Raw genomic sequence first — 19,651 nt, forward strand, 5'->3', positions numbered from 1 at the left:
CTTCGCACATCTTGACGCCGTGGGGGCCGGTCTGCAGAGTGGGAGCGCTCCCACTGGTTCGGGACTTGCGCCCGAGCCGGAAGCTCGCCCACCCCACCTCCCCGAGCCGCGAGGAGAACCGCCCCCATGCCATCACCCCCATCACGCCCGTCACCCAGAGGGCGCAGACGACGCAGCCTGCTGACCGCGATGGTCGCAGCCCTCTCCCTTCCGCTCGGACTGACCGCCGTCGGAGCCACCACGGCCGAGGCCGCCGCGGTCCAATGCAGCGTCGACTACAAGGCCAACGACTGGGGCTCCGGCTTCACCGCCGAGCTCACCCTGACCAACCGGTCCACCACACCGCTCGACGGGTGGACCCTCGCCTACGCCTACTCCGGCGACCAGAAGCTGACCAACGGCTGGAACGGCACCTGGTCCCAGTCCGGCAAGACCGTCAGCGTCGCGGCCGCGGCCTGGAACCGGACCGTGGCCGCGGGCGCGGCCGTCACCGCCGGCGCCCAGTTCACCTACAGCGGGACCAACGCCGCCCCGACCTCCTTCGCGGTCAACGGCACCCCGTGCACGGGGGCCCACCAGCCCCCGGTAGCGGTCCTGACCAGCCCCGCGCCGGGCGCCGTCTACACCGTGGGCGACCCCGTCCCGCTCGCCGCCACCGCCGCGGCGGCCGACGGCGCCACCATCGGCAAGGTCGAGTTCTACAGCGACACCACACTCCTGGGCGCGGACACCACGGCGCCCTTCACCCTCGGCGCGACCGGCCTCGGAGCCGGTCCGCACTCCCTCTACGCCAAGGCGTACGACAGCCTCGGGGCCTCCGCGGAGTCGGCCCCCGTCGGCATCACCGTCGCCGCCGGCCCCGCACTCGTCGCCGCCCCCGGGCAGCTTTCGGTACGCCGTGGGGAGACGGGCGCCTTCGAGCTGAAGCTCTCCACCCAGCCGGCCGCGAACGTCGCGGTGAGCGTCGCCCGCACCTCGGGCAACACCGACCTCACCGCGACGCCGACGGCGCTCACGTTCACCCCGGCGAACTGGAACACCGTTCAGAAAGTGACGGTCGCCGCCGGGTCCACGGGCACCGGCTCGGCCGTCTTCACCGCGACCGCTCCCGGCCACTCGAAGGCCGAGGTCACCGCCACCCAGCTGGCTGCCGACTCCACCTACGACGCCCGCTTCCTCAACCTCCACGGGAAGATCACCAACCCGGCCAACGGCTACTTCTCACCCGAGGGCATCCCGTACCACTCCGTCGAGACGCTGATCGTCGAGGCCCCGGACCAGGGGCACGAGACGACCTCGGAGGCGTACAGCTATCTGATCTGGCTCCAGGCGATGTACGGAAAGATCACCGGAGACTGGACCAAGTTCAACGGCGCGTGGGACACCATGGAGAAGTTCATGATCCCCACCCATGCCGACCAGCCCACCGGCTCCTCGTACAACGCCTCCAAGCCCGCCACGTACGCCCCGGAGCACGACCTGCCCTCGCAGTACCCGGCCAAGCTCGACGGAGGAGTCACCTCCGGCGCGGACCCGATCGCGGGCGAGCTGAAGAGCGCGTACGGCACTGACGACATCTACGGCATGCACTGGCTCCAGGACGTCGACAACGTCTACGGGTTCGGCAACGAGCCCGGCAAGTGCTCCGCCGGGCCGACCGCGACCGGACCCTCCTACATCAACACCTTCCAGCGCGGGCCCCAGGAGTCGGTCTGGGAGACCGTTCCGCACCCGACCTGCGACAAGTTCGCCTTCGGCGGCAAGAACGGCTACCTGGACCTCTTCACCGGGGACTCCTCCTACGCCAAGCAGTGGAAGTTCACCAACGCTCCGGACGCCGACGCGCGGGCCGTCCAGGCCGCCTACTGGGCCGACATCTGGGCCAAGGAGCAGGGCAAGGGAACCCAGGTCACCGGCACCGTCTCCAAGGCGGCCAAGATGGGTGACTACCTGCGGTACTCCATGTTCGACAAGTACTTCAAGAAGTCGGGCAACTGCGTCGGGCCCACCGTCTGCCCCGCCGGCACCGGCAAGGACAGTGCGCATTACCTGATGTCCTGGTACTACGCCTGGGGCGGTGCCACCGACACGTCGGCCGGCTGGTCCTGGCGGATCGGCTCCAGCCACGCGCACGGCGGCTACCAGAACCCGCTCGCCGCCTACGCGCTCAGCGAGTACGCCCCGCTGAAGCCCAAGTCGGCGACCGGCGCGGCGGACTGGTCGACCAGTCTGGACCGGCAGCTGGAGTTCTACCGCTGGCTCCAGTCGGACGAGGGCGCCATCGCGGGCGGCGCCACCAACAGCTGGCAGGGGAGGTACGCCCAGCCGCCCGCCGGGACCCCGACCTTCCACGGCCTCTTCTACGACGAGAAGCCGGTGTACCACGACCCGGCGTCCAACCAGTGGTTCGGCTTCCAGGCCTGGTCGATGGAGCGGGTCGCCGAGTACTACCGGCAGACGGGCGACGCGGACGCCAAGACCGTGCTCGACAAATGGGTCGGCTGGGCCCTGTCGAAGACCACGATCAACCCCGACGGCACCTACCGGATCCCCTCCACCCTCCAGTGGTCGGGCGCCCCGGACACCTGGAACGCGGCCGGCCCCGGCGCCAACGCGGGCCTGCACGTCACCGTCGCCGACTACACCGACGATGTGGGCGTCGCCGCCGCCTACGCCAAGACCCTGACCTACTACGCGGCGAAGTCCGGGAACGCCGAGGCCAAGCGCGTCGCCAAGGCCCTGCTCGACGGCATGTGGGCCCACCACCAGGACCCGCTGGGCGTCGCCGTCCAGGAGACCAGGACCGACTACAACCGCTTCAACAATCCGGTATACGTCCCCAGTACGTGGACCGGCACCATGCCGAACGGCGACACGGTGAACTCCTCGTCCACCTTCGCCTCGATCCGCACCTTCTACCAGAACGACCCCGCCTGGCCGAAGGTCGAGGCCTACCTCGCGGGCGGCGCGGCGCCCGTCTTCACCTACCACCGGTTCTGGGCCCAGGCGGACATAGCCCTGGCCATGGGCTCGTACGCGGAGCTGCTCGAGTAACAGCCTCCCCGCCCGGAGACGGCTCCCCGTACGACGAGGCCGGGCAGACCTGTTCCCCAGGTCTGCCCGGCTTTTACTCGGCCCCTGCAGTAAGCGCTTTCTATTTTCCGGCCGAGAGTCACACACAGTCACACACCCCGCCCCAGAGGACCCCATGAAATCGAAATCCGTACTGTCTTTACTCGCCTCCGCCGCCCTGGCGTCCGGCGCGGTCGTCGTGCTGCCCGGCGGCACGGCCGCCGCCGCCTCGACCCGCTACGAGGCGGAGAGCTCCCCGGCCGTCTGTACCGGCACCATCGACTCCGACTGGGCCGGCCACTCCGGCAGCGGGTTCTGCAACGGCACCAACGCGGTCGGCGCCTACGCGCAGTTCACCGTGAACGCCTCCACCTCGGGCACGGCAACACTGAAGGTCCGCTTCGCCAACGGGACGGCCACCGCACGGCCCGCGACCGTCACCGTGAACGGTTCGGCGGCCGGTTCGGTGGCGGCGTCGTTCGAGGGCACGAGCACATGGGCGACATGGGTGACGAAGACGCTCACGGTCCCCGTCAGTTCGGGCAGCAACACCATCCGGCTCAGCCCCACCACAGCGGCCGGCCTGCCCAATCTCGACTTCCTCGACGTCGAAACCGGCGACACCACCCCGCCGACGGGCGCCACGCTGTACGCGGCGCCGAACGGCACCGACAGCGCGGCCGGTACGCAATCGGCCCCTACCACGCTCACCTCGGCGATCAGTCGTATCGCCGCCGGCGGAACGATCCATCTGCGCGGCGGAACCTACCGCTACGCGCAGACGGTCACCATTCCGCAGGCCAAAAACGGCACATCGAGTGCCCGCACCCAGCTGTCGGCCTACCCCGGTGAGACCCCGGTGCTGAACTTCTCGGCCATGAGCGAGGACCCGGCGAACCGCGGACTTGCCGTGAACGCGTCGTACTGGCACGTCAAGGGCATCGTCGTCGAGCGTGCCGGTGACAACGGGATCTTCGTCGGAGGCAGCAACAACATCATCGAGCGCACGGTGACGCGCTTCAACCGGGACTCGGGGCTGCAGCTCTCGCGGACGGCCTCCACCACCCCGCGCGACCAGTGGCCGTCGAACAACCTCGTCCTGAGCGCGGAGTCGCACGACAACGCGGACTCCGACGGGGAGGACGCCGACGGCTTCGCCGCGAAGCTGACCGTCGGGCCCGGGAACGTCTTCCGCTACGCCGTGTCCCACCACAACATCGACGACAGCTGGGACCTCTACACCAAGACGGACACCGGCCCCATCGGTCCGGTCACCATCGAGGACTCGCTCGCCTACGCCAACGGCACCCTCTCCGACGGCACGGTGAACGCCAACGGCGACCGCAACGGCTACAAGCTCGGCGGCGAGGACATCAAGGTCAACCACGTCGTCCGGCGCAGCATCGCCTACCACAACGGCAAGCACGGCTTCACCTACAACAGCAACCCCGGCAGCATGTCCGTGTCGGACAACATCAGCATCGACAACACCCAGCGCAACTACTCGTTCGACGCGGGCACCTCGGTGTTCCGCGACAACGTCTCGTGCCGCAGTGGCAGCGGACCGAACGACAGGACCATCGGTGACGCCGACGGCTCGAACCAGTTCTGGTCCGGCGCCAACGGATCCCGCTGCTCCTCCTACACCGGCGGCCTGACATGGTCCTTCGCCACGGACGGCCGCCTCGTCGCGGCCTTCGGCGGCAAGGCGGTGGCGCCGTAACCGACGCGCCACCGCATGACTTGGCCGCCCCGTCCGGTGCTCCGGGCGGGGCGGCCGACGTCATGCTGGTGAGTCGAGCGGCCCAACAGGACCGGTCAGTGCGGCTGGTACGGCCTCCAGTCGCCCAGGTACTTCTCCCGAGAGCGCGTCCGCGCTTCGGCGGCGGTCAGCTGAGGCCGGTTCGCCGGAACGCTGACCACGGCGCCCGGACCCGCGTTCCCGTACTCGCGAAAGCGCATGGTCTGCCACGGGTACGCCTCGCGCATGTCGGTGTACGGGGCGTCGGTATCGATTCCGGGTCCGATCGCCGTGTCGCGGACGACGAGTGACGGCCAGGCGGTGGAGTCCGAGCTCGGCACCCAGGGGCGGGCGAGCTTGTACGCGCCGTTCTCGGCGCCGGAGGTGATCCGACACCTCGCGGCCAGGAAGCCGTACGGGTTGGCGCGGGCCGTGGACGGCGCGAACACCATGCCCTCGGGGGTGAAGTCGACGTCCCGGTCCAGCGTGTGGAACCGGCAGTGCTCGAAGACCGCCGTGGCCCGGCCGAAGACGAAGTCCACGTCGCCCTCGACGTAACAGTGCGCGAAGTACTGCCGGTCGAAGGTGCTCAGGGCGGCGGTGTCCGCGTAGAGCGTGTCCTGGTGGCCCAGGAAGCGGCAGTGGTGGAATGCCGCGCGGTCTCCGGTCACCTTGACGGCCACCGCCTGGGTGGCGGTGACGACCGGGTGGTCCGCGCGCAGGAAGTCGTTGGCGAAGGTGATCCGGTGGGCGGTGAAGTCCGCAGCCCTGACACTGGTGGTTGCGGATCCGCTGGTGCCGTAGGTGGCTCCGCCACCACCAGGAACCGGGGTGCCGGCCGCGTTGTCGTACACGATCACCACGTCCCGTGGGTCTTCGCTCGCGCCGATCAGAGCCAGCCCGGCGTGGGCCGCGGTGACGTTCACCGTCTCGCGGTACGTCCCCGGGGCGAGGACCAGTGTCCGCCCGGCGCCGGAGCCGGCGTCCAGCGCGGATTGCACCGTGGTGAAGTCACCGGCGCCGCCGGGATGGACGTACAGGGTGAGCGGGGTGAGACGCGCGGCCGGGCTGCCGTAGCGGCCGAAGGACTGCCGGGCGGTCGCGTGCGCGGGGGCGCCCAGGGTGAGGGCGAGCGCGGCGCCGGTGCCCGCGACGAGCAGGGATCTGCGAGCGACCGCACGGTGCGGGCCGTGCAGGGGAACGGTCATGGTCAACCGGCCTTTCCGGCACCCGCGCGGTGGCCCACGATGCCCGGCAGGGCGCGCGGGTCGTCGACCTTGGTGCGCAGCGTCGGCGTCCAGCCCGCCCCCGATCGCAGGGCCTCCTCGGGCATCTCCGCGTTGTGTACGGCGATCAGGTCGACGGGGCGGCCGTTGACGTAGTTGCCACGGGCCGTGAGGGGCGCGTCCTTCCACTTCTTGAGTATCCCGGCCGCGCTGATGCCGCCAGTCAGCGTGAACGCGTTCTTCTCGGCGACGAGCCGGGACTCGAAGCCGATCCCGAAGGAGTAGACGTACGGTTGATCCGCCCGGATCACGAAGTGGTTGTTGTACGCGTCGACCTGTCCGAAGCGGACGCGCGGGGCGCGCTCGACGATCCCGTCGAACACGTTGTGGTGCAGAGTGACCCTGAGCTTGCCCGCGTCGGTCGCGGCGGCGCTGTCGCTGTTGCCGATCATCAGCGTCTTGTCGTGGTTCTTGAAGACGTTCCACGAGGCCGTCACGTGGTCGGCGCCGCGTACGACGTCCAGCAGCCCGTCGTGCTGCTGGTAGACCTCGCCGTAGTAGGACGGCAGCGTGCTGTCGGGGTGGCGGCCGTCGGTGAGGGTGTTGTGGTCGACCCACACATGGGTGGAGCCGTGGACGACCACGGCGTCGTACTCGGAGTTCCAGGCACCGGTGGGACCGTCGGTGGGGTCCCACTGCGGGAAGCAGTCCAGCGGCGCCTCGATGGTGAGGTTGCGGACGATGACGCTGTCGGCGTCCTTGATCTGCAGGCTGGCGCCGGTGATCCCGGCGTCGCTGCCGATGCCCACGATGGTGGTGTGGGAGGGGACGAGGGCGGTGATGGCCTTCTTCTGGTTGGCGGCCGAGGCCACGCGCAGGTTCTCCTGCTCGCCGCTGACCTCCTTCTCATGGCCCCACACGACCGGGTCGTAGTCGGCCAGGTACTGGGGGAACGCGTAGCCCTGGGCCTCGAACGCCTCGCAGCCGGACGCTGTGGCGTTCAGCGTGCCCTTGATCCGGATGATCTTGGCGGCGTCGCCTCCGCGGATCAGTGCGGTCTGGAACTCCTGCCAGGTGGTGACCGTGTGGACGTGCTCGGCGTCGGCCGCCGCGCCGCCGGTGGTACCGGGGCCCTCAGCGGCCCAGCCGTCGCCGGCGGGGAGGGTCTGTCGGCCCGGATCGCGTCCCTGGGCGTGGGCCGGGGTACCCGTGACGGCCAGCACCAGGGCGGTGCTTCCGGCGAGTGAGGCGATGACACGGCCAGGGGAATGCTGTGTACGCATGCTGCGGCTCCTCCGTCTGCGTGAGGTGGGGAAGTACGTGGGGTGGGGATGTCTGCGACGGGCCTAGACGGCCTAGGTCGCGGGCCAGCCGATCCAGGACTCGGGGATGTCGTCGTCGAGGCGGCGCACGTCCCGGGGCGCCACTACCTCGCCGCGCAGCAACTCCGCCGCCACGAGGCGGGCCACGGCGATCGCTCCGGGCGGGTTGAAGTGCGTGTTGTCCTGCTCCGTCTCGGTCCAGTTGAAGTACTTCTGCGTTTCCACCGCGCCGAGTCGCTGCCAGAGGGCGATCGACAACGCTTGGACGTCGAGCAGGGCCACGCCCTCCTCCCGGGCGAGCGCACGCATCGCCGCCGGGTAATCGCCGTGCGTGGGAAGGCTGTTCCCGTCCGTGTCGAATTTCCTGCGCTCCACGGAGGTGGCGAGCACCGGATGGGCCCCGCGGGCGTGTGCCCCCTCCACGTATTGGCCCAAGTGCTCCTGGTACGTCGTCCAGGGGCTGGTGTAGCGCGCGGGGTCGGCGGACTTCTCGTCGTTGTGGCCGAACTGGACGAGGAGAAGGTCACCGGGGCGGATCAGGCCGAGGAGGGCGGTCAGTCGACCCTCGTCGATGAAGCTCTTCGAACTGCGGCCGTTCACCGCGTGGTTGGCTATCTTCAGGGTGTTGTGCAGGAAGAAGGGGAGGGCCATGCCCCACCCGGTCTCGGGCGCGGCGGCCGCGCACTTCTGGGACGCGGTGGAGTCACCCGCGATGTAGAGGGTGCGCGTGCGGCGGTCCCGGTTGGTGGCGGAGGCGGCAGAGGAGGGCGCGGGGTTCACGAAGGGGAGCGGCATGGCCGCGAGGGCTGCGGTGGTGAGCCGTCTGCGGGTGAGGGACACGTGGGGTTCCTCGCTTTCACCTGAATTCTCCCAGGATGCCCCGGCCTTCAGGACGGGGAGGAATGGGTCCTTGGGACGGAGCCGCGTAGCGGCGGAGTTCTCTGCGCATCTGCTGTGACCTGCGCTTTCATTCGTTGTCAGTGGGGTCGGATAGTTTCATCATCATGACGACGACAGCGATAGCCGAGGGGGCCGGGCATGCCCGGTACACCTACCGGCTGCGCGTGTCGTCCACCGTGCTCATAGCCCTGGAAGGGGAGTGGGCGCGGTGCCGTTGGGTGTGGAACGAGTCGGTCGCGATGTCCCGCAAGGTCCACCGCCTGAACAAGACCGCCGACGAGAAGATCACGTGCGGCCCGGCCCAGCTGGACAAAATACTGACCGAGGCCCGTGCCGCGATGAGCTGGCTGCGTGAGGGCGCTTCGGTTCCGCAGCAGCAGATCATCCGGGACTTCGCGAAGTCCCGGGCCAAGGCACTCAAGGACATCAAGGCGAAGCTGCCGATGCGGCAGCGGGCCGGGATGCCCCGCATCAAGCTGAAGCGCGAGGCCGCCCCGTCGCTGAACTACACGCAGCGCGGATTCCGTATCCGGGACGGGCGTCTGCACCTGGCCGGTGGGATCGTGCTGACAGTCGTGTGGTCGCGTGCGCTGCCGTCCGCGCCCACGTCGGTGCGGGTGTACCGGGACAGCCTCGGACACTGGTATGCGAGCTTCGTCGTTGCCACCGCCCTGGATCCGCTGCCCGCCACCGGCCGTGTGATCGGCATTGACTGGGGAGTCAAGGAGACCGCGACCACCACCAGCGACACCCACGACCTGCCCCACCCGCGGCACGGCAAGACAGCCGCCGCGAAACTCGCCCGATATCAGCGGCAGATGACCCGCCGCCGGACCCCGAAGAACCGGCCCGACACCGCCGGATACAAGAAGGCCCGCCGCGCGGCGGCGAAGGTCTCGAAGAAGATCGCCCGGCAACGCCAGGACACCGGACGCAAATGGGCCAAGACCGTGGTCCGCGACCACGATGCCCTGGCCGTCGAAGACTTCAAGCCGAAGTTCCTCGCCAAGTCCACCATGGCCTGCAAGGCCGCCGACGCCGCGATCGGCGCCGTCAAGACCGCCCTGGTCGAAATGGTCCGAAAGCACGGCCGCACCGTCCACCTGGTCCACCCCGCGCACACCACCATGGACTGCGCACACTGCGGAGCGAGAGCCAAGCACCGCCTCCCCCTCTCCGAGAGAACATATAAGTGCACCGCCTGCGGAACCGTGTCCCCCAGGGACAAGAACTCCGCCCGCGTAATGCTCGTCCGGGCTGGTCTCAACCCGGCTAGTGCTGATCTTGTAAGCCCCGCCACCTGCTAGGTGTCAGGCGAAGTGAGCTAGGAATCCCCTCCCTTCAGGGAGGGGAGGATGTCAAACGAGTGGGGTTCACGGTTTCGCGCGGGGCTGCTTCCGCTGCTAGTTCTTCTGGTGTTGCAGCCACTCCGCCTGGGCCTTGTTGAGCTGGCCGGCCATCGTGTCCAGGAATTCCTTGGCCGACATCGTGCCGAGCAGGACCTTCTGGAAGGCCGCCTCGTTGTCGGACTTGCTGATGGTGTTCCAGTCCGCCAGGTGGTAGGGCAGCTGCACGATCCTGATGCTTCCGCTGTTCAGCGACTCGGCGGCGAGCCTGGTCGCCTCGGACTTCTGGATCCACTCGTCCTTCGCGGCCTCCGTGTGGGAGGGGACGGCGCCGGCCGCCTTGTTCCACAGGCTGTTGGGCTCGTGCGAGGCGGCGAACTCGATGAACTTCCAGGCCGTCGCCTTGTTCTTGCTCGCCTTGAACAGGCCGAGGCCGTCCACCGGCTGCGACACCTGCACGCGGGTGCCGTCGTCGAGCGTCGGGTTGGGAAGACCGCGGAACCTGTTCTGGCCCAGCGCCTTCAAGTGGTCCTGGTAGGAGCCCAGGTTGTGGCTCAGCATGCCGATCTCGCCGCTGTCCCACTGGGCGACCATCTTTTTGAAGTCGTTGTTGACGTCGGCGGCCGGGGTGTCCTTCTTGTACAACCCGACGTACTTCTCCAGCGCCTCGACGTTCTTCGGATCGTTGACGGTGGTCTTGTCGCCGTTCCAGAACTCTCCGATGCCGGACTGGCCGTACGTCGCGTCCAGCGCCTGCGCGATGGAGCCCTTGCCGCCGCGGATGGTGAAACCGAACTTGTTCTTGCCGCCTTCGGTGAGCCTGTCGGCCGCCTGGTAGAACTTCGACCACGTGGTCGGCGCCTCAAGGCCGGCGGCCGTGAACAGGTCGGTGCGGTACCACAGCGTGCCGTTGTTGGCGGAGGTCGGAACGGTGTAGAGGGCCTTGCCGCCTCCCACGGACCGGACGCTGTCCAGCATCCCGGTGTTCAGCTTGCCCCCCAGCGAACTGTCCTCCAGTCGTTTCTCCAGCGGATCCAGCGCACCCTGGGCCGCGATGGCCGCCAGCATCGCGGTGGTCACTCCACCGACGTCGGGCAGGCCGCCGCCCTGAATGGCGGTGTCGTACTTGGACTGGGCACTCTCCGCCGGAATCCCGACGTAGTTGACCTCGATGTCCGGATTCGCCTTCTCGAAGGCGGCGATGATCTCCTTCCAGACGTCGGTACGGACACCGCCGTTGTTGTCCCAGAAGGTGATCTCTCCCTTGCCCGAACCCTCGCCGCCCGCGCTCGCGGTGGCGCCGCTGCCGTCGTCACCACAAGCGGTGGCGGCCAGCGCGAGCGTGGCGGCCAGGGCGAGTACGGTGGCCGGACGACTCCGTCTGGTGCTCTTGGTGTTGAACATGATCGGCTCTCTTCTGGTCAGGGGATCAAGGCCTTGCGGATGAGGCTCTCCGCGTCGTCACGGTCGAGACGGCCGTCCGCGACGACCGTGACGACCCGGCGTGAGACGCTCTCGCCGGCTTCGATGGGCACCGGCTCGGAAGGCGCCAGGGATGAGCCGATGCCCGGGTACTCGGCGGAGCGGACGAACCACGGGTCGCGCCGGGTCCGCTCTGTGGCGCCGGCGAAGACCAGCGTCCAGTCGGCGCCGCCGAGCGCCACCCAGTCGGCGCACGTACCGTGCACGGCTGCCTCGCCGTCGGCTTCGCCGGTGAACACCCGGGGAGGTTCGGCCTCCTTGGGTGCCCGCCAGAAGAAGCCGCCGTACGCCGCGCCGGGACGTCCGTTGGTGGCAGGACTGGACAGGAGGAGACGGCCCGCCGTGACGTTGGTGAGCGAGAACGTGAAGTCCAGGGCCCATGCCGTGTGGTGGAGTCCGGCGGCCCGGACCGTGCGGCGCTCCCGCAGGAGTTCCCGGTCTCCGGCCGTCCAGCGCAGCTCCTCCACGAACCCTGCGGAGTCGGCCGACCGGAAGCCCGTATGGCGTTGGGTGCCGTGGTTGTCGAGCTGGGTGGGTCCCCGGTCGCGTACGAAGGTCCGCCCGCCCCAGAAGTTGTGCCCCCCGACGTCGGGAACGGCGACACCGACGCCGAGGTGGTGTGGGTGGTCTCCCGGGCTGAGCTCGGTGACGGTGGTGCCGCCCAGGGTGGCGACCGGGTGGAGGTAGGGACGGGGTGAGAGCCGGGCGGGTAGCTCCGGCCGGATGACGTACCGGCCGACCTGGCGGCCGTCGCGGTGCAGGAGGACCGCGTCCGGTGTGGTGTTCACGGGCTGCTCGCGCCCGGGTGGACGGTGTCCGCGCCCGGGTGGACCCTGCCGCCGACCGTGGCCGACGCCGCCCAGGGGGCGCCGAGCTCGGAGTAGAGAGCCAGCGCGCCGGCCGCCGCGCCCACCAGTGCGTCGATGCCGTGCACGACTCGGCGGGGGGCGCCCTCGCGGGACTCCGAGCGCCAGGCGTCGGCGGGCAGCGCAACCGGGTCAGGTGACTGCCGGATCGCTTCGACCACCTTCATGAAGGCGCCCGTCACCTCCGGCGGCACCAGGAGCTCCGCACGGCCGCGGAGGTGCTCCACCAGGTTCTCCAGCAGGTCCGTCCTGCCGTACACCGTCTCTTCAGGACCGTGCCCCGCGCGCTGGAGCAGGACGCGGTCCTGCTTGTACCAGAAGGTGACGCGGCCACGGTCGCCGTGCACCAGGACGTACGGCTCGTCGGGCCGCTCGGCGCACAGGGTCGCGGCGACGGCGATACGGCCACCGCGCTCCGTGGTGACCCGTACGCACGAGGTGTCGTCGGACTCGATGGCGTTGGCCCGCAGCAGCTCGGTCTCGATGCCTGCAACGTCCTCGGCGCGGGTGGCGCCGCCGAGGGCGAGGGCGGTGGCCACGGCGTGCGCGAGCGGGTTGGTCAGGACGCCGTCGACGACGTCCACGCCGTGCAGGCGACGCCGGCCCGCCCAGGGCGCGCGGCGGAAGTACGCCTCGTCGCGCCCCCACGCGCCTGCCGCTCCGATCCCGGTGATCTCGCCGATGGCACCGGAGGCGACCAGCTCCCGGATCGCCGGCATGGCGTGCGAGCCCAGCGACTGGAACCCGATCTGACAGGCGACACCTGCCGAGGCGATCCCGTCGGCCATCCGGCGGAACTCCGCGTACGAGGGAGCAGGCGGCTTCTCCAGGAGCAGGTGCACTTTCCGGTGAGCGGCGATGAGCGCCAGGCCCGCGTGCGTGTGGATGGGGGTGCAGATCACGGCGATCTCGGCCCCGGTCGACTCCAGCAGGGCGGAGAAGTCCGCGGACTGCTCCGGTGTGCCCAGGCCCTCGAGCTCCCTGCCGGTCAGAGGGGTGAGATCGCAGATCCCCGCGAGGCGTACCAGGCCCTTGTCTTGAAGGCGCCGGATGTTCCTCAGGTGCCAGCGGCCGTGACCGCGAGCACCGGCAAGGACGACGGACAGCGGTGCGTCGGCGCTGACCCCTGCCGCCGGATTCCGTGAGGTCATGAGGTCCTCTCTCATCCCTTCACCGCCCCCGCGCTGAAGCCTGTGATCAGCCACTTCTGGATGAAGGCGAAGACGATGACGACCGGGACGGCGGCGATGATGCCGCCGGCGGCGAGAGCCCCCAGGTCGACGCTGTCCGCGCTCATCAAGGTGCTCAGGCCGACCGGGATCGTCTGCTTGTCCTGGTTGCTGAGGAACATCAGCGCGAACAGGAAGTGGTTCCAGGCGTGCACGAACGCGAAGGAACCGACGGCGATCAGGCCCGGCCGCAGGAGCGGGAGCACTACGATCCGGAACGCCCGGAAGCGGTCGCAGCCGTCGACCCAGGCGGCCTCTTCCAGGGAGTACGGCACGTTCCTGATGAATCCGCTGATCAGGATCATGGACAGCGGCAGCTGGAAGACCGTTTCGGCGACCACCACGCTGCCCAGTGAGTTGATCAGTTGGAGCCCGGCGAAGATCTGGAACAGAGGTACGAGCAACAGTGCGCCGGGCACGAACTGGGAACAGAGCAGCGCGAGCATGAACGCGCGCTTGACCCTGAAGTCGAAGCGGGCGAGAGCGTATCCGCCCGCCAAGGCGACGACCATGGTCAGCACCAGGGTGGCGATGCCCACGAGGACGCTGTTCTGGAAGTACGTCGCGAAGCCGCGGTCCGTCCACACCTTCTCGAAGTGCTCGAAGGTCATGGGCCACGGCACCAGCGAGGTCGAGCCGGCCGGGCGCAGTGCGAAGAGCGCGATCCAGTAGAACGGGACCAGAGTGAAGACCAGGTAGACGCCCAGCAGGAGGTAGATCTGCCAGAGCGGGGCCTCGTCCCAGGCGCGGCGTCTGCTCACTTGTCACCACCTCCGAACTTGCTCAGACGGAGGTAGATCACCGAGCAGAAGAGCAGGATCACGAACGCCACCGTGGTCAGGGCCGATGCGTAGCCGAAGTCGTGCGCGTCCACGCTGGTGTGGGCGACGTAGAGGGGGAGCGTGGTCGTCACCCCGGCGGGTCCGCCGCCGGTGAGGGTGTAGAGCAGGTCGACGTTGTTGAACTCCCACACCATGCGCAGCAGTGTGGACAGGACGATCGCGTCCTTCAGGTGCGGAAGGGTGATGTGCAGGAACTGGCGGAAGCGGCCGGCGCCGTCGACCTCGGCGGCCTCGTAGAGATCCCTCGAGACGGACTGGAGGTCGGCGAGGATGAGGATCGCGAAGAAGGGCACGCCGCGCCACAGGTCGGCGACGATCGCGGCCGGGAAGACCGTGGCGGTGTCGGACAGCCAGGAGGTCCCGTACTCCCCGATGCCCATGTCCGCGAGGTAACGCGTGATGCCCGTCTGCGAGTTGTAGAGCAGGACCCAGATCACGGAGGTGAGGACGCCGGACACCGCCCAGGGAGAGAAGACCAGGGCACGCCCCAGGGCGCGGCCGGCGAAGGTCTGGTTGACGATCAGGGCGAGTGCGAGCCCGAACAGCAACTGGAGGCCGACTTCGACGACGACCCATTGGAGGCTGAAGGTCAGCGTGTCCCAGAACTGCGGGTCCTCGGTGAAGGCGCGGGTGAAGTTGTCGAAGCCCGCGAAGCCGTCGCGCCAGGGCTTGGTGGGGTTGTAGTGCTGGAGGCTGTAGTAGAAGACGCTGAGCACCGGATAGGCGATGAAGCCCAGCATCAGCAGACCCGCTGGGGCGATCAGCAGGTAGGGAAGCCTGCGGGGGGTCGATGAGCTGCCACGCCGCCGGGGTGGCGCAGGCTGTTTCGCCACGGCTGCGGCTTGGGCCATGACTGTTCTCCGTTCTTGCGAGTGCGGTGGCGCTCTTCGCGCGCGAACGTGCGGTGCGGCGAGCGGGGGAGGGGGTCCGGCGCACGTCTTCGGCTGGTGTGGTCTCAGCCTGCGTACGGGTCCGGCACTTTGCCGGGCTTGGCAAGGAAGGCGAAGTCGCAGCCGCTGTCGGCCTGGGTGATCTGCTCGTTGTAGAGCGCCCCGTAGCCACGCTCGTAACGCTCCGCCGGCGGCGCCCACTCGGCCCTGCGCCGTTCCAGCTCCTCGTCGGGTACGTCGAGCCGCAGGGTGCGCGCCTCGACGTCCAGGGTGATGGGATCGCCGTCGCGGACCAGGGCGAGCGGTCCGCCGATGTACGACTCGGGCGCGATGTGGAGCACGCACGCGCCGTACGAGGTTCCGCTCATCCGGGCGTCGGAGATCCGCACCATGTCCCGTACGCCCTGCTTGAGTAGGTGATCGGGGATGGGCAGCATGCCGTATTCGGGCATTCCGGGGCCGCCCTTGGGGCCGGCGTTGCGCAGCACCAGGACGTGCTCCGCGGTGATGCCGAGGGACGGATCGTCGATCGTCCTCTGCATCGTGCGGTAGTCGTCGAAGACGACGGCCGGCCCGGTGTGCCGGAGCAGGTGCGGCTCGGCGGCGATGTGCTTGATGACGGCCCCGTCGGGGCAGAGGTTGCCGCGCAGGACGGCTAGTCCACCCTCTTCGGCGACCGGTTCGGTGCGGGGACGTATCACGTCGTCGTTGTGGACGAGCGCACCGTCGAGCTGTTCGCGCAGCGTGTCATGGGCGACCGTGGGCCTGTCCAGGTGGAGCAGGTCAGTGATGCGGGAGAGGAATCCGGGCAGGCCTCCGGCGAAGTGGAAGTCCTCCATCAGGTAGGGGCCTCCACCCGGCCGGACGTTCGCCAGCACGGGAACCGTCCGCGCTATCCGGTCGAAGTCGTCGAGCGTGAGGTCCACTCCGGCCCGCCCGGCCATGGCGATCAGATGGATCACCGCGTTCGTGGAGCCGCCGAGGCCGAGGACGGTGGTGACCGCGTCCTCGAATGCCTCCCGGGTGAGGATGTCGCACAACGTGATTTCCCGGTGCACCAGTTCCACGATCCTGATGCCGGCCGCAGCCGCCATCCGGTCGTGCCCGGAGTCCACCGCCGGTATCGAGGACGCGCCCGGCATGGTCACGCCCAGCGCCTCGGCCGCCGCGGTGAGCGTGGACGCGGTGCCCATCGTCATGCAGTGGCCGGGGGAGCGGGCCAGACCGCTCTCCAGCTCGGTCATCTCGCAGTCACCGATCAGACCGGCGCGCTTGTCGTCCCAGTACTTCCACATGTCGGTGCCGGAACCGAGGACCTCGCCCCGCCAGTGGCCGGGCAGCATGGGACCGGCGGGTACGAAGACGGCGGGCAGGTCCACGGAGGCGGCGCCCATCAGCAGCGCGGGCGTCGACTTGTCGCACCCGCCCATCAGCACGGCGCCGTCCACCGGGTAGGACCGCAGCAGCTCCTCGGTCTCCATCGCCAGCAGGTTGCGGTAGAGCATCGGGGTCGGCTTCTGGAAGGTCTCGGAGAGCGTGGAAACCGGGAACTCCAGCGGGAAACCACCGGCCTGCCACACCCCCCGTTTCACCGCCTGGGCGCGCTCGCGCAGGTGGGAGTGGCAGGGGTTGATGTCGGACCAGGTGTTGAGTACCGCGATGACGGGCTTGCCCAGGTGCTCCTCGGGCAGGTAGCCGAGCTGGCGGGTGCGGGCGCGGTGGCTGAAGGAGCGGAGCCCGTCAGTGCCGAACCACTGATGACTGCGCAGCTGTTCCGGGCGCTTCACCGGGACCAGCCGGCGGTGATGGCGGCGACCTCGGCGCGCTCGGACTCGGGTAGTGGCCTGCTGGGCGGGCGCACGTCCCGGCGGCACAGGCCGAGCGTGGCGAGGGCCTCCTTGACGACCGTGACGTTGTCCGCCGATCCGTCGGCCGCGCGCAGTTCCTCGAAGCGGCGGATCTGCTCCCACACCTTCATGGCCGCCGGATAGTCGCCGGAGCGGAGCGACTCGATCATGTTGAGCGAAACGGACGGGGCGACGTTCACCAGTCCCGACGTGAAGCCCGTGGCGCCCGCGGAGAAGTACGAAGGGGCATACGGCTCGGCAAGCCCCGCGACCCATACGAAGCGGTCGATGCCGGCGTCCCGGGCGAAGGCGGCGAAGCGCGCCGCGTCCGGCACCGCGTACTTCGCCCCGATGACGTTGGGGCAGAATTCGGCGAGTTCGGCCAGGCGGGACCCGCGGAGTAGCGCGTTGCGGATGTAGGGGACGACGCCCAGTTCGGGGACGGACTCGGCGATGGCACGGTGGTAGTCGACCCAGCCGGCCTCGGAGACGTAGGGATGGACCGGCTGGTGCACCATCACCATCTGTGCCCCGGCAGCGCGGGCGTGGCGTGCGCTGGCGACGGCGGTGGGCACATCATGGCCGACGCCGACCAGTACGACGGCCCGGGTGCCCGCTTCCTCCATGGTCAGCTCCGTGACCTGACGGCGCTCGTCGGGGGTCAGGGCGTAGAACTCGCCGGTGTTGCCGTTCGGAGTGAGGGTGCGGACGCCGGCGTCGAGCAGGCGCCGCAGCAGGAGCCGGTGGGCATCCTGGTCGAGGGAGCCGTCCTCTGCGAAGGGAGTCACCGGGATCGCCACGACCTGGGCGAGGGCCGCCCGTTGGGTTCCGAATCTCGAGGAGGTCATGCCTGCTCGTCCTCTCCGGAGGCCGCGGGGAAGGCCCGTTGTACGAACGAGGCGATGTGGGCGTGCAGGGCCCCGGCCGCACCGTCCGCGTCCGCGTCGAGTGCGAGCCGCAGGATCGCCCGGTGCTCGTCCGCCTCACGTTGCCAGGACGGATCGGAGGCCCAGGCGACGGTGGACACCAGCGCCGCCTGGTCCCGGACCTCGTCGAGCATCCGGCCGAGAAGCGGATTCCCGCACGGCACGTACAGGGCACGGTGGAACTCCCGGTTGGCCAGGGAACGTTCAGCAGCATCGGAGGCCAGGTCGGCGCGTTCCAGGGCCTGGCGCGCGGCGTCGAGCGAAGCTCCCCGCCGTACGCTGCGCCGCAGGGCCTCGGGCTCCAGGAGGAGGCGTACGTCGTAGACCTCGCGCGCCATGTCGGCGTCCACCATGCGCACGGAGACGCCCTTGTACTGGTTCATCACGACGAGCCCGCTGCCGGCCAGGGTCTTGAGGGCTTCGCGCACCGGAGTCTTCGACACCCCGAACTGGGCGGCGAGTTCGGTCTCGACCAGGGCTTGGCCGGGGATCAACTGGCCGGTGAGGATACGGCGTTTGATCGCATCCAGGACGTATTGCGTGCGGGAGGGGATCGGTGTGGGCACAGAGGTCATGCGCGCCTCTCGGGGCTTACAGAGGGACTCGTGTACGGGATCTCATATACCGCGTCTCATATATGAGATACGAAGCGCGATGTGATGAAGCTAGGAGCGCGGCCAGGTTTCGTCAACGCTTCGGAACGAAGAACTTTCTTGTTGTCGTCACGAGTTGGCCCCTCTCGCCATGGCTCAGGACAACTCCTCCAGGGCCTGGCGCACCGCCTCCAGATCCCCGTCCGAGGCCAGCCCCACGTGGTAGAGCCGCACTTCGGTCGCACCGCGGCCGGCTGCTCGCTTCGCATCCTCGGCGAGGGTCCGCGGGGAGCCGCCCATACCGCGGACGACCGTGAAGTTCGCTGCGAGAACTCCCCGCTCACGGCGGTGTTCGGCGAACGGGGCAAGCAGACCCGTACCCCCCGTACACGGCACGACGACACCGTCCGCGACGGACATGATGTGCTCCGGGTCGACGCCGGCATTCGCGCCGCAGCGGTAGGACACCGGGTCCGCGTGCACCAGTACCTGGAAGCCGTCCGGGGCGGCCGTGCGGATCGCGGCAACGGCCTCCGCCTGGAGCGTGCGTGCGCAGGCTTCCCTCCACGCGAGCGTGGCCGCCGCCATCTCGTCGCCGAGGAGGTCCCTCACGGCGCGCCAGCCGCCGGAGGGCTCGGCGCCCCGCCACAGGGGGCCAAGCGCGGAGCGCACCGCCCTGAGCAACTCGCCTGCGTCCAGTCCCTGGTGTCCGTACCCTGCGCGGCAGGAGGGGCAGAAGCAGAGTGACATCAGGTAATGGCCCGCTTCCCCGAGTTCCACGCCGGCTGTCTTGTCGTGAGCGTGCAGATGGGTCAACCCGTACCATCCGAGCGACTCCAGCTCGACGCCCCGCGCCCCGGGCCGAGCCCCGGCCTCGGCGGCCAGGTCGACCAGGTAGGCGCGGGTGGCCGGCTGCGCGATGCAGGGCGCCCAGGGGTAGCGATCCCCGTAGGCGTTGACCACGGAGGTTTCCGGGTGCTCCGTGCCCATGCGGGAGTTGTGGGCCAGGACGACCCAGGAATGGACGGCCACCCCGGCTTCCAGGAAGGCCCCGGCGGCCTCCGCGAACGCGTCGCCCGGCGCCCAGTCCCCGGCGGGGTAGGGCCGCAGGGCGCGGCCGTTCCACCGGGAGCCGAGAGGGTAGAGCGCCGCCGCGTGCGCGGCCGTGACGACGCGGTGGCGCGGGTGGCGGGGAGTCAGGGCGCGCGTGGAGTGGTAGGCCGAGGCGAGGGTCACCTGCGATACGCCGAGCGCCGCGATGGCCGCCGCGGCGCCCGGGTCGCCGTTGATGTCCCAGGGGTACACGAAGGCAGAACTCTTCACGTTCTCTCTCCTACTTGACGAAGTCCGGGAGCGATCTCTACCGTGC

15 protein-coding genes are annotated in these 19,651 nt (G+C 69.4%); 3 read left to right on the top strand and 12 right to left on the bottom strand.

The window, feature by feature from the left end; all coding sequences use genetic code 11:
- Positions 1–189 precede the first annotated feature (189 nt).
- Together OTB20_RS03810 and OTB20_RS03815 are read left to right on the top strand one after the other, a co-directional pair.
- The gene (locus OTB20_RS03810) at positions 190–3,054 is read left to right on the top strand and encodes a glycoside hydrolase family 48 protein (RefSeq protein ID WP_267815167.1); all 2,865 of its coding nucleotides are present in this window, start codon (positions 190–192) and stop codon (positions 3,052–3,054) included.
- Positions 3,055–3,208: 154 nt separating this feature from the next.
- Positions 3,209–4,795, top strand: a complete 1,587-nt coding sequence (locus OTB20_RS03815) for a carbohydrate-binding protein (RefSeq protein ID WP_267815168.1) — start codon at positions 3,209–3,211, stop codon at positions 4,793–4,795.
- Between the two features lie 95 nt (positions 4,796–4,890).
- Here OTB20_RS03815 and OTB20_RS03820 read toward each other — a convergent pair whose 3' ends face one another.
- The 3 genes from OTB20_RS03820 to OTB20_RS03830 form a co-directional block, all read right to left on the bottom strand.
- A complete protein-coding gene (locus OTB20_RS03820) occupies positions 4,891–6,021 on the bottom strand; it encodes a pectinesterase family protein (protein ID WP_267815169.1) in 1,131 nt (376 codons plus the stop codon).
- A 2-nt stretch (positions 6,022–6,023) separates the two neighbouring features.
- Entirely contained in the window at positions 6,024–7,322 is a 1,299-nt protein-coding gene (locus tag OTB20_RS03825) for a pectate lyase family protein (RefSeq protein ID WP_267815170.1), read from the bottom strand.
- A gap of 72 nt (positions 7,323–7,394) precedes the next feature.
- Positions 7,395–8,201, bottom strand: coding sequence for a rhamnogalacturonan acetylesterase (locus OTB20_RS03830; RefSeq protein ID WP_267815171.1), 807 nt, complete (start codon positions 8,199–8,201; stop codon positions 7,395–7,397).
- A gap of 164 nt (positions 8,202–8,365) precedes the next feature.
- Between OTB20_RS03830 and OTB20_RS03835 the strand changes: the two genes are divergently transcribed.
- A complete protein-coding gene (locus tag OTB20_RS03835) occupies positions 8,366–9,568 on the top strand; it encodes an RNA-guided endonuclease InsQ/TnpB family protein (protein WP_267815172.1) in 1,203 nt (400 codons plus the stop codon).
- 96 nt (positions 9,569–9,664) lie between these two features.
- On the opposite strand, the gene OTB20_RS03840 is transcribed toward OTB20_RS03835, so the two are convergent.
- The 9 genes from OTB20_RS03840 to OTB20_RS03880 all read right to left on the bottom strand — a co-directional run bounded on the left by OTB20_RS03840 (position 9,665) and on the right by OTB20_RS03880 (position 19,605).
- Positions 9,665–11,011: an ABC transporter substrate-binding protein gene (locus tag OTB20_RS03840; protein ID WP_267815173.1), complete on the bottom strand. Its 1,347-nt coding sequence runs from the start codon at positions 11,009–11,011 to the stop codon at positions 9,665–9,667.
- 17 nt (positions 11,012–11,028) lie between these two features.
- Entirely contained in the window at positions 11,029–11,877 is an 849-nt protein-coding gene (locus OTB20_RS03845) for a PmoA family protein (protein WP_267815174.1), read from the bottom strand.
- Complete coding sequence (locus OTB20_RS03850; RefSeq protein ID WP_267815175.1) at positions 11,874–13,106, bottom strand: Gfo/Idh/MocA family protein; 1,233 nt, start codon at positions 13,104–13,106, stop codon at positions 11,874–11,876. The genes OTB20_RS03845 and OTB20_RS03850 overlap by 4 nt, the downstream gene beginning before the upstream one ends.
- Positions 13,107–13,117: 11 nt before the next feature.
- Complete coding sequence (locus OTB20_RS03855) at positions 13,118–13,945, bottom strand: carbohydrate ABC transporter permease (protein ID WP_324290331.1); 828 nt, start codon at positions 13,943–13,945, stop codon at positions 13,118–13,120.
- The gene (locus OTB20_RS03860; RefSeq protein ID WP_267815176.1) at positions 13,942–14,877 is read right to left on the bottom strand and encodes a carbohydrate ABC transporter permease; all 936 of its coding nucleotides are present in this window, start codon (positions 14,875–14,877) and stop codon (positions 13,942–13,944) included. Before OTB20_RS03860 ends, OTB20_RS03855 begins: the two co-directional genes overlap by 4 nt.
- A 104-nt stretch (positions 14,878–14,981) precedes the next feature.
- On the bottom strand, positions 14,982–16,712 hold the full coding sequence (araD, locus tag OTB20_RS03865; protein WP_267815359.1) for an L-arabinonate dehydratase: 1,731 nt from the start codon (positions 16,710–16,712) through the stop codon (positions 14,982–14,984).
- Entirely contained in the window at positions 16,700–17,611 is a 912-nt protein-coding gene (locus OTB20_RS03870; protein ID WP_267815177.1) for a dihydrodipicolinate synthase family protein, read from the bottom strand. The genes araD and OTB20_RS03870 overlap by 13 nt, the downstream gene beginning before the upstream one ends.
- Complete coding sequence (locus OTB20_RS03875) at positions 17,608–18,264, bottom strand: GntR family transcriptional regulator (protein WP_267815178.1); 657 nt, start codon at positions 18,262–18,264, stop codon at positions 17,608–17,610. Before OTB20_RS03875 ends, OTB20_RS03870 begins: the two co-directional genes overlap by 4 nt.
- Positions 18,265–18,438: 174 nt before the next feature.
- Entirely contained in the window at positions 18,439–19,605 is a 1,167-nt protein-coding gene (locus OTB20_RS03880; RefSeq protein ID WP_267815179.1) for a hypothetical protein, read from the bottom strand.
- Between the last annotated feature and the right edge of the window lie 46 nt (positions 19,606–19,651).

Origin of the sequence: Streptomyces sp. H27-H1 (assembly GCF_026627445.1) — a bacterium.
Taxonomy (GTDB): domain Bacteria; phylum Actinomycetota; class Actinomycetes; order Streptomycetales; family Streptomycetaceae; genus Streptomyces.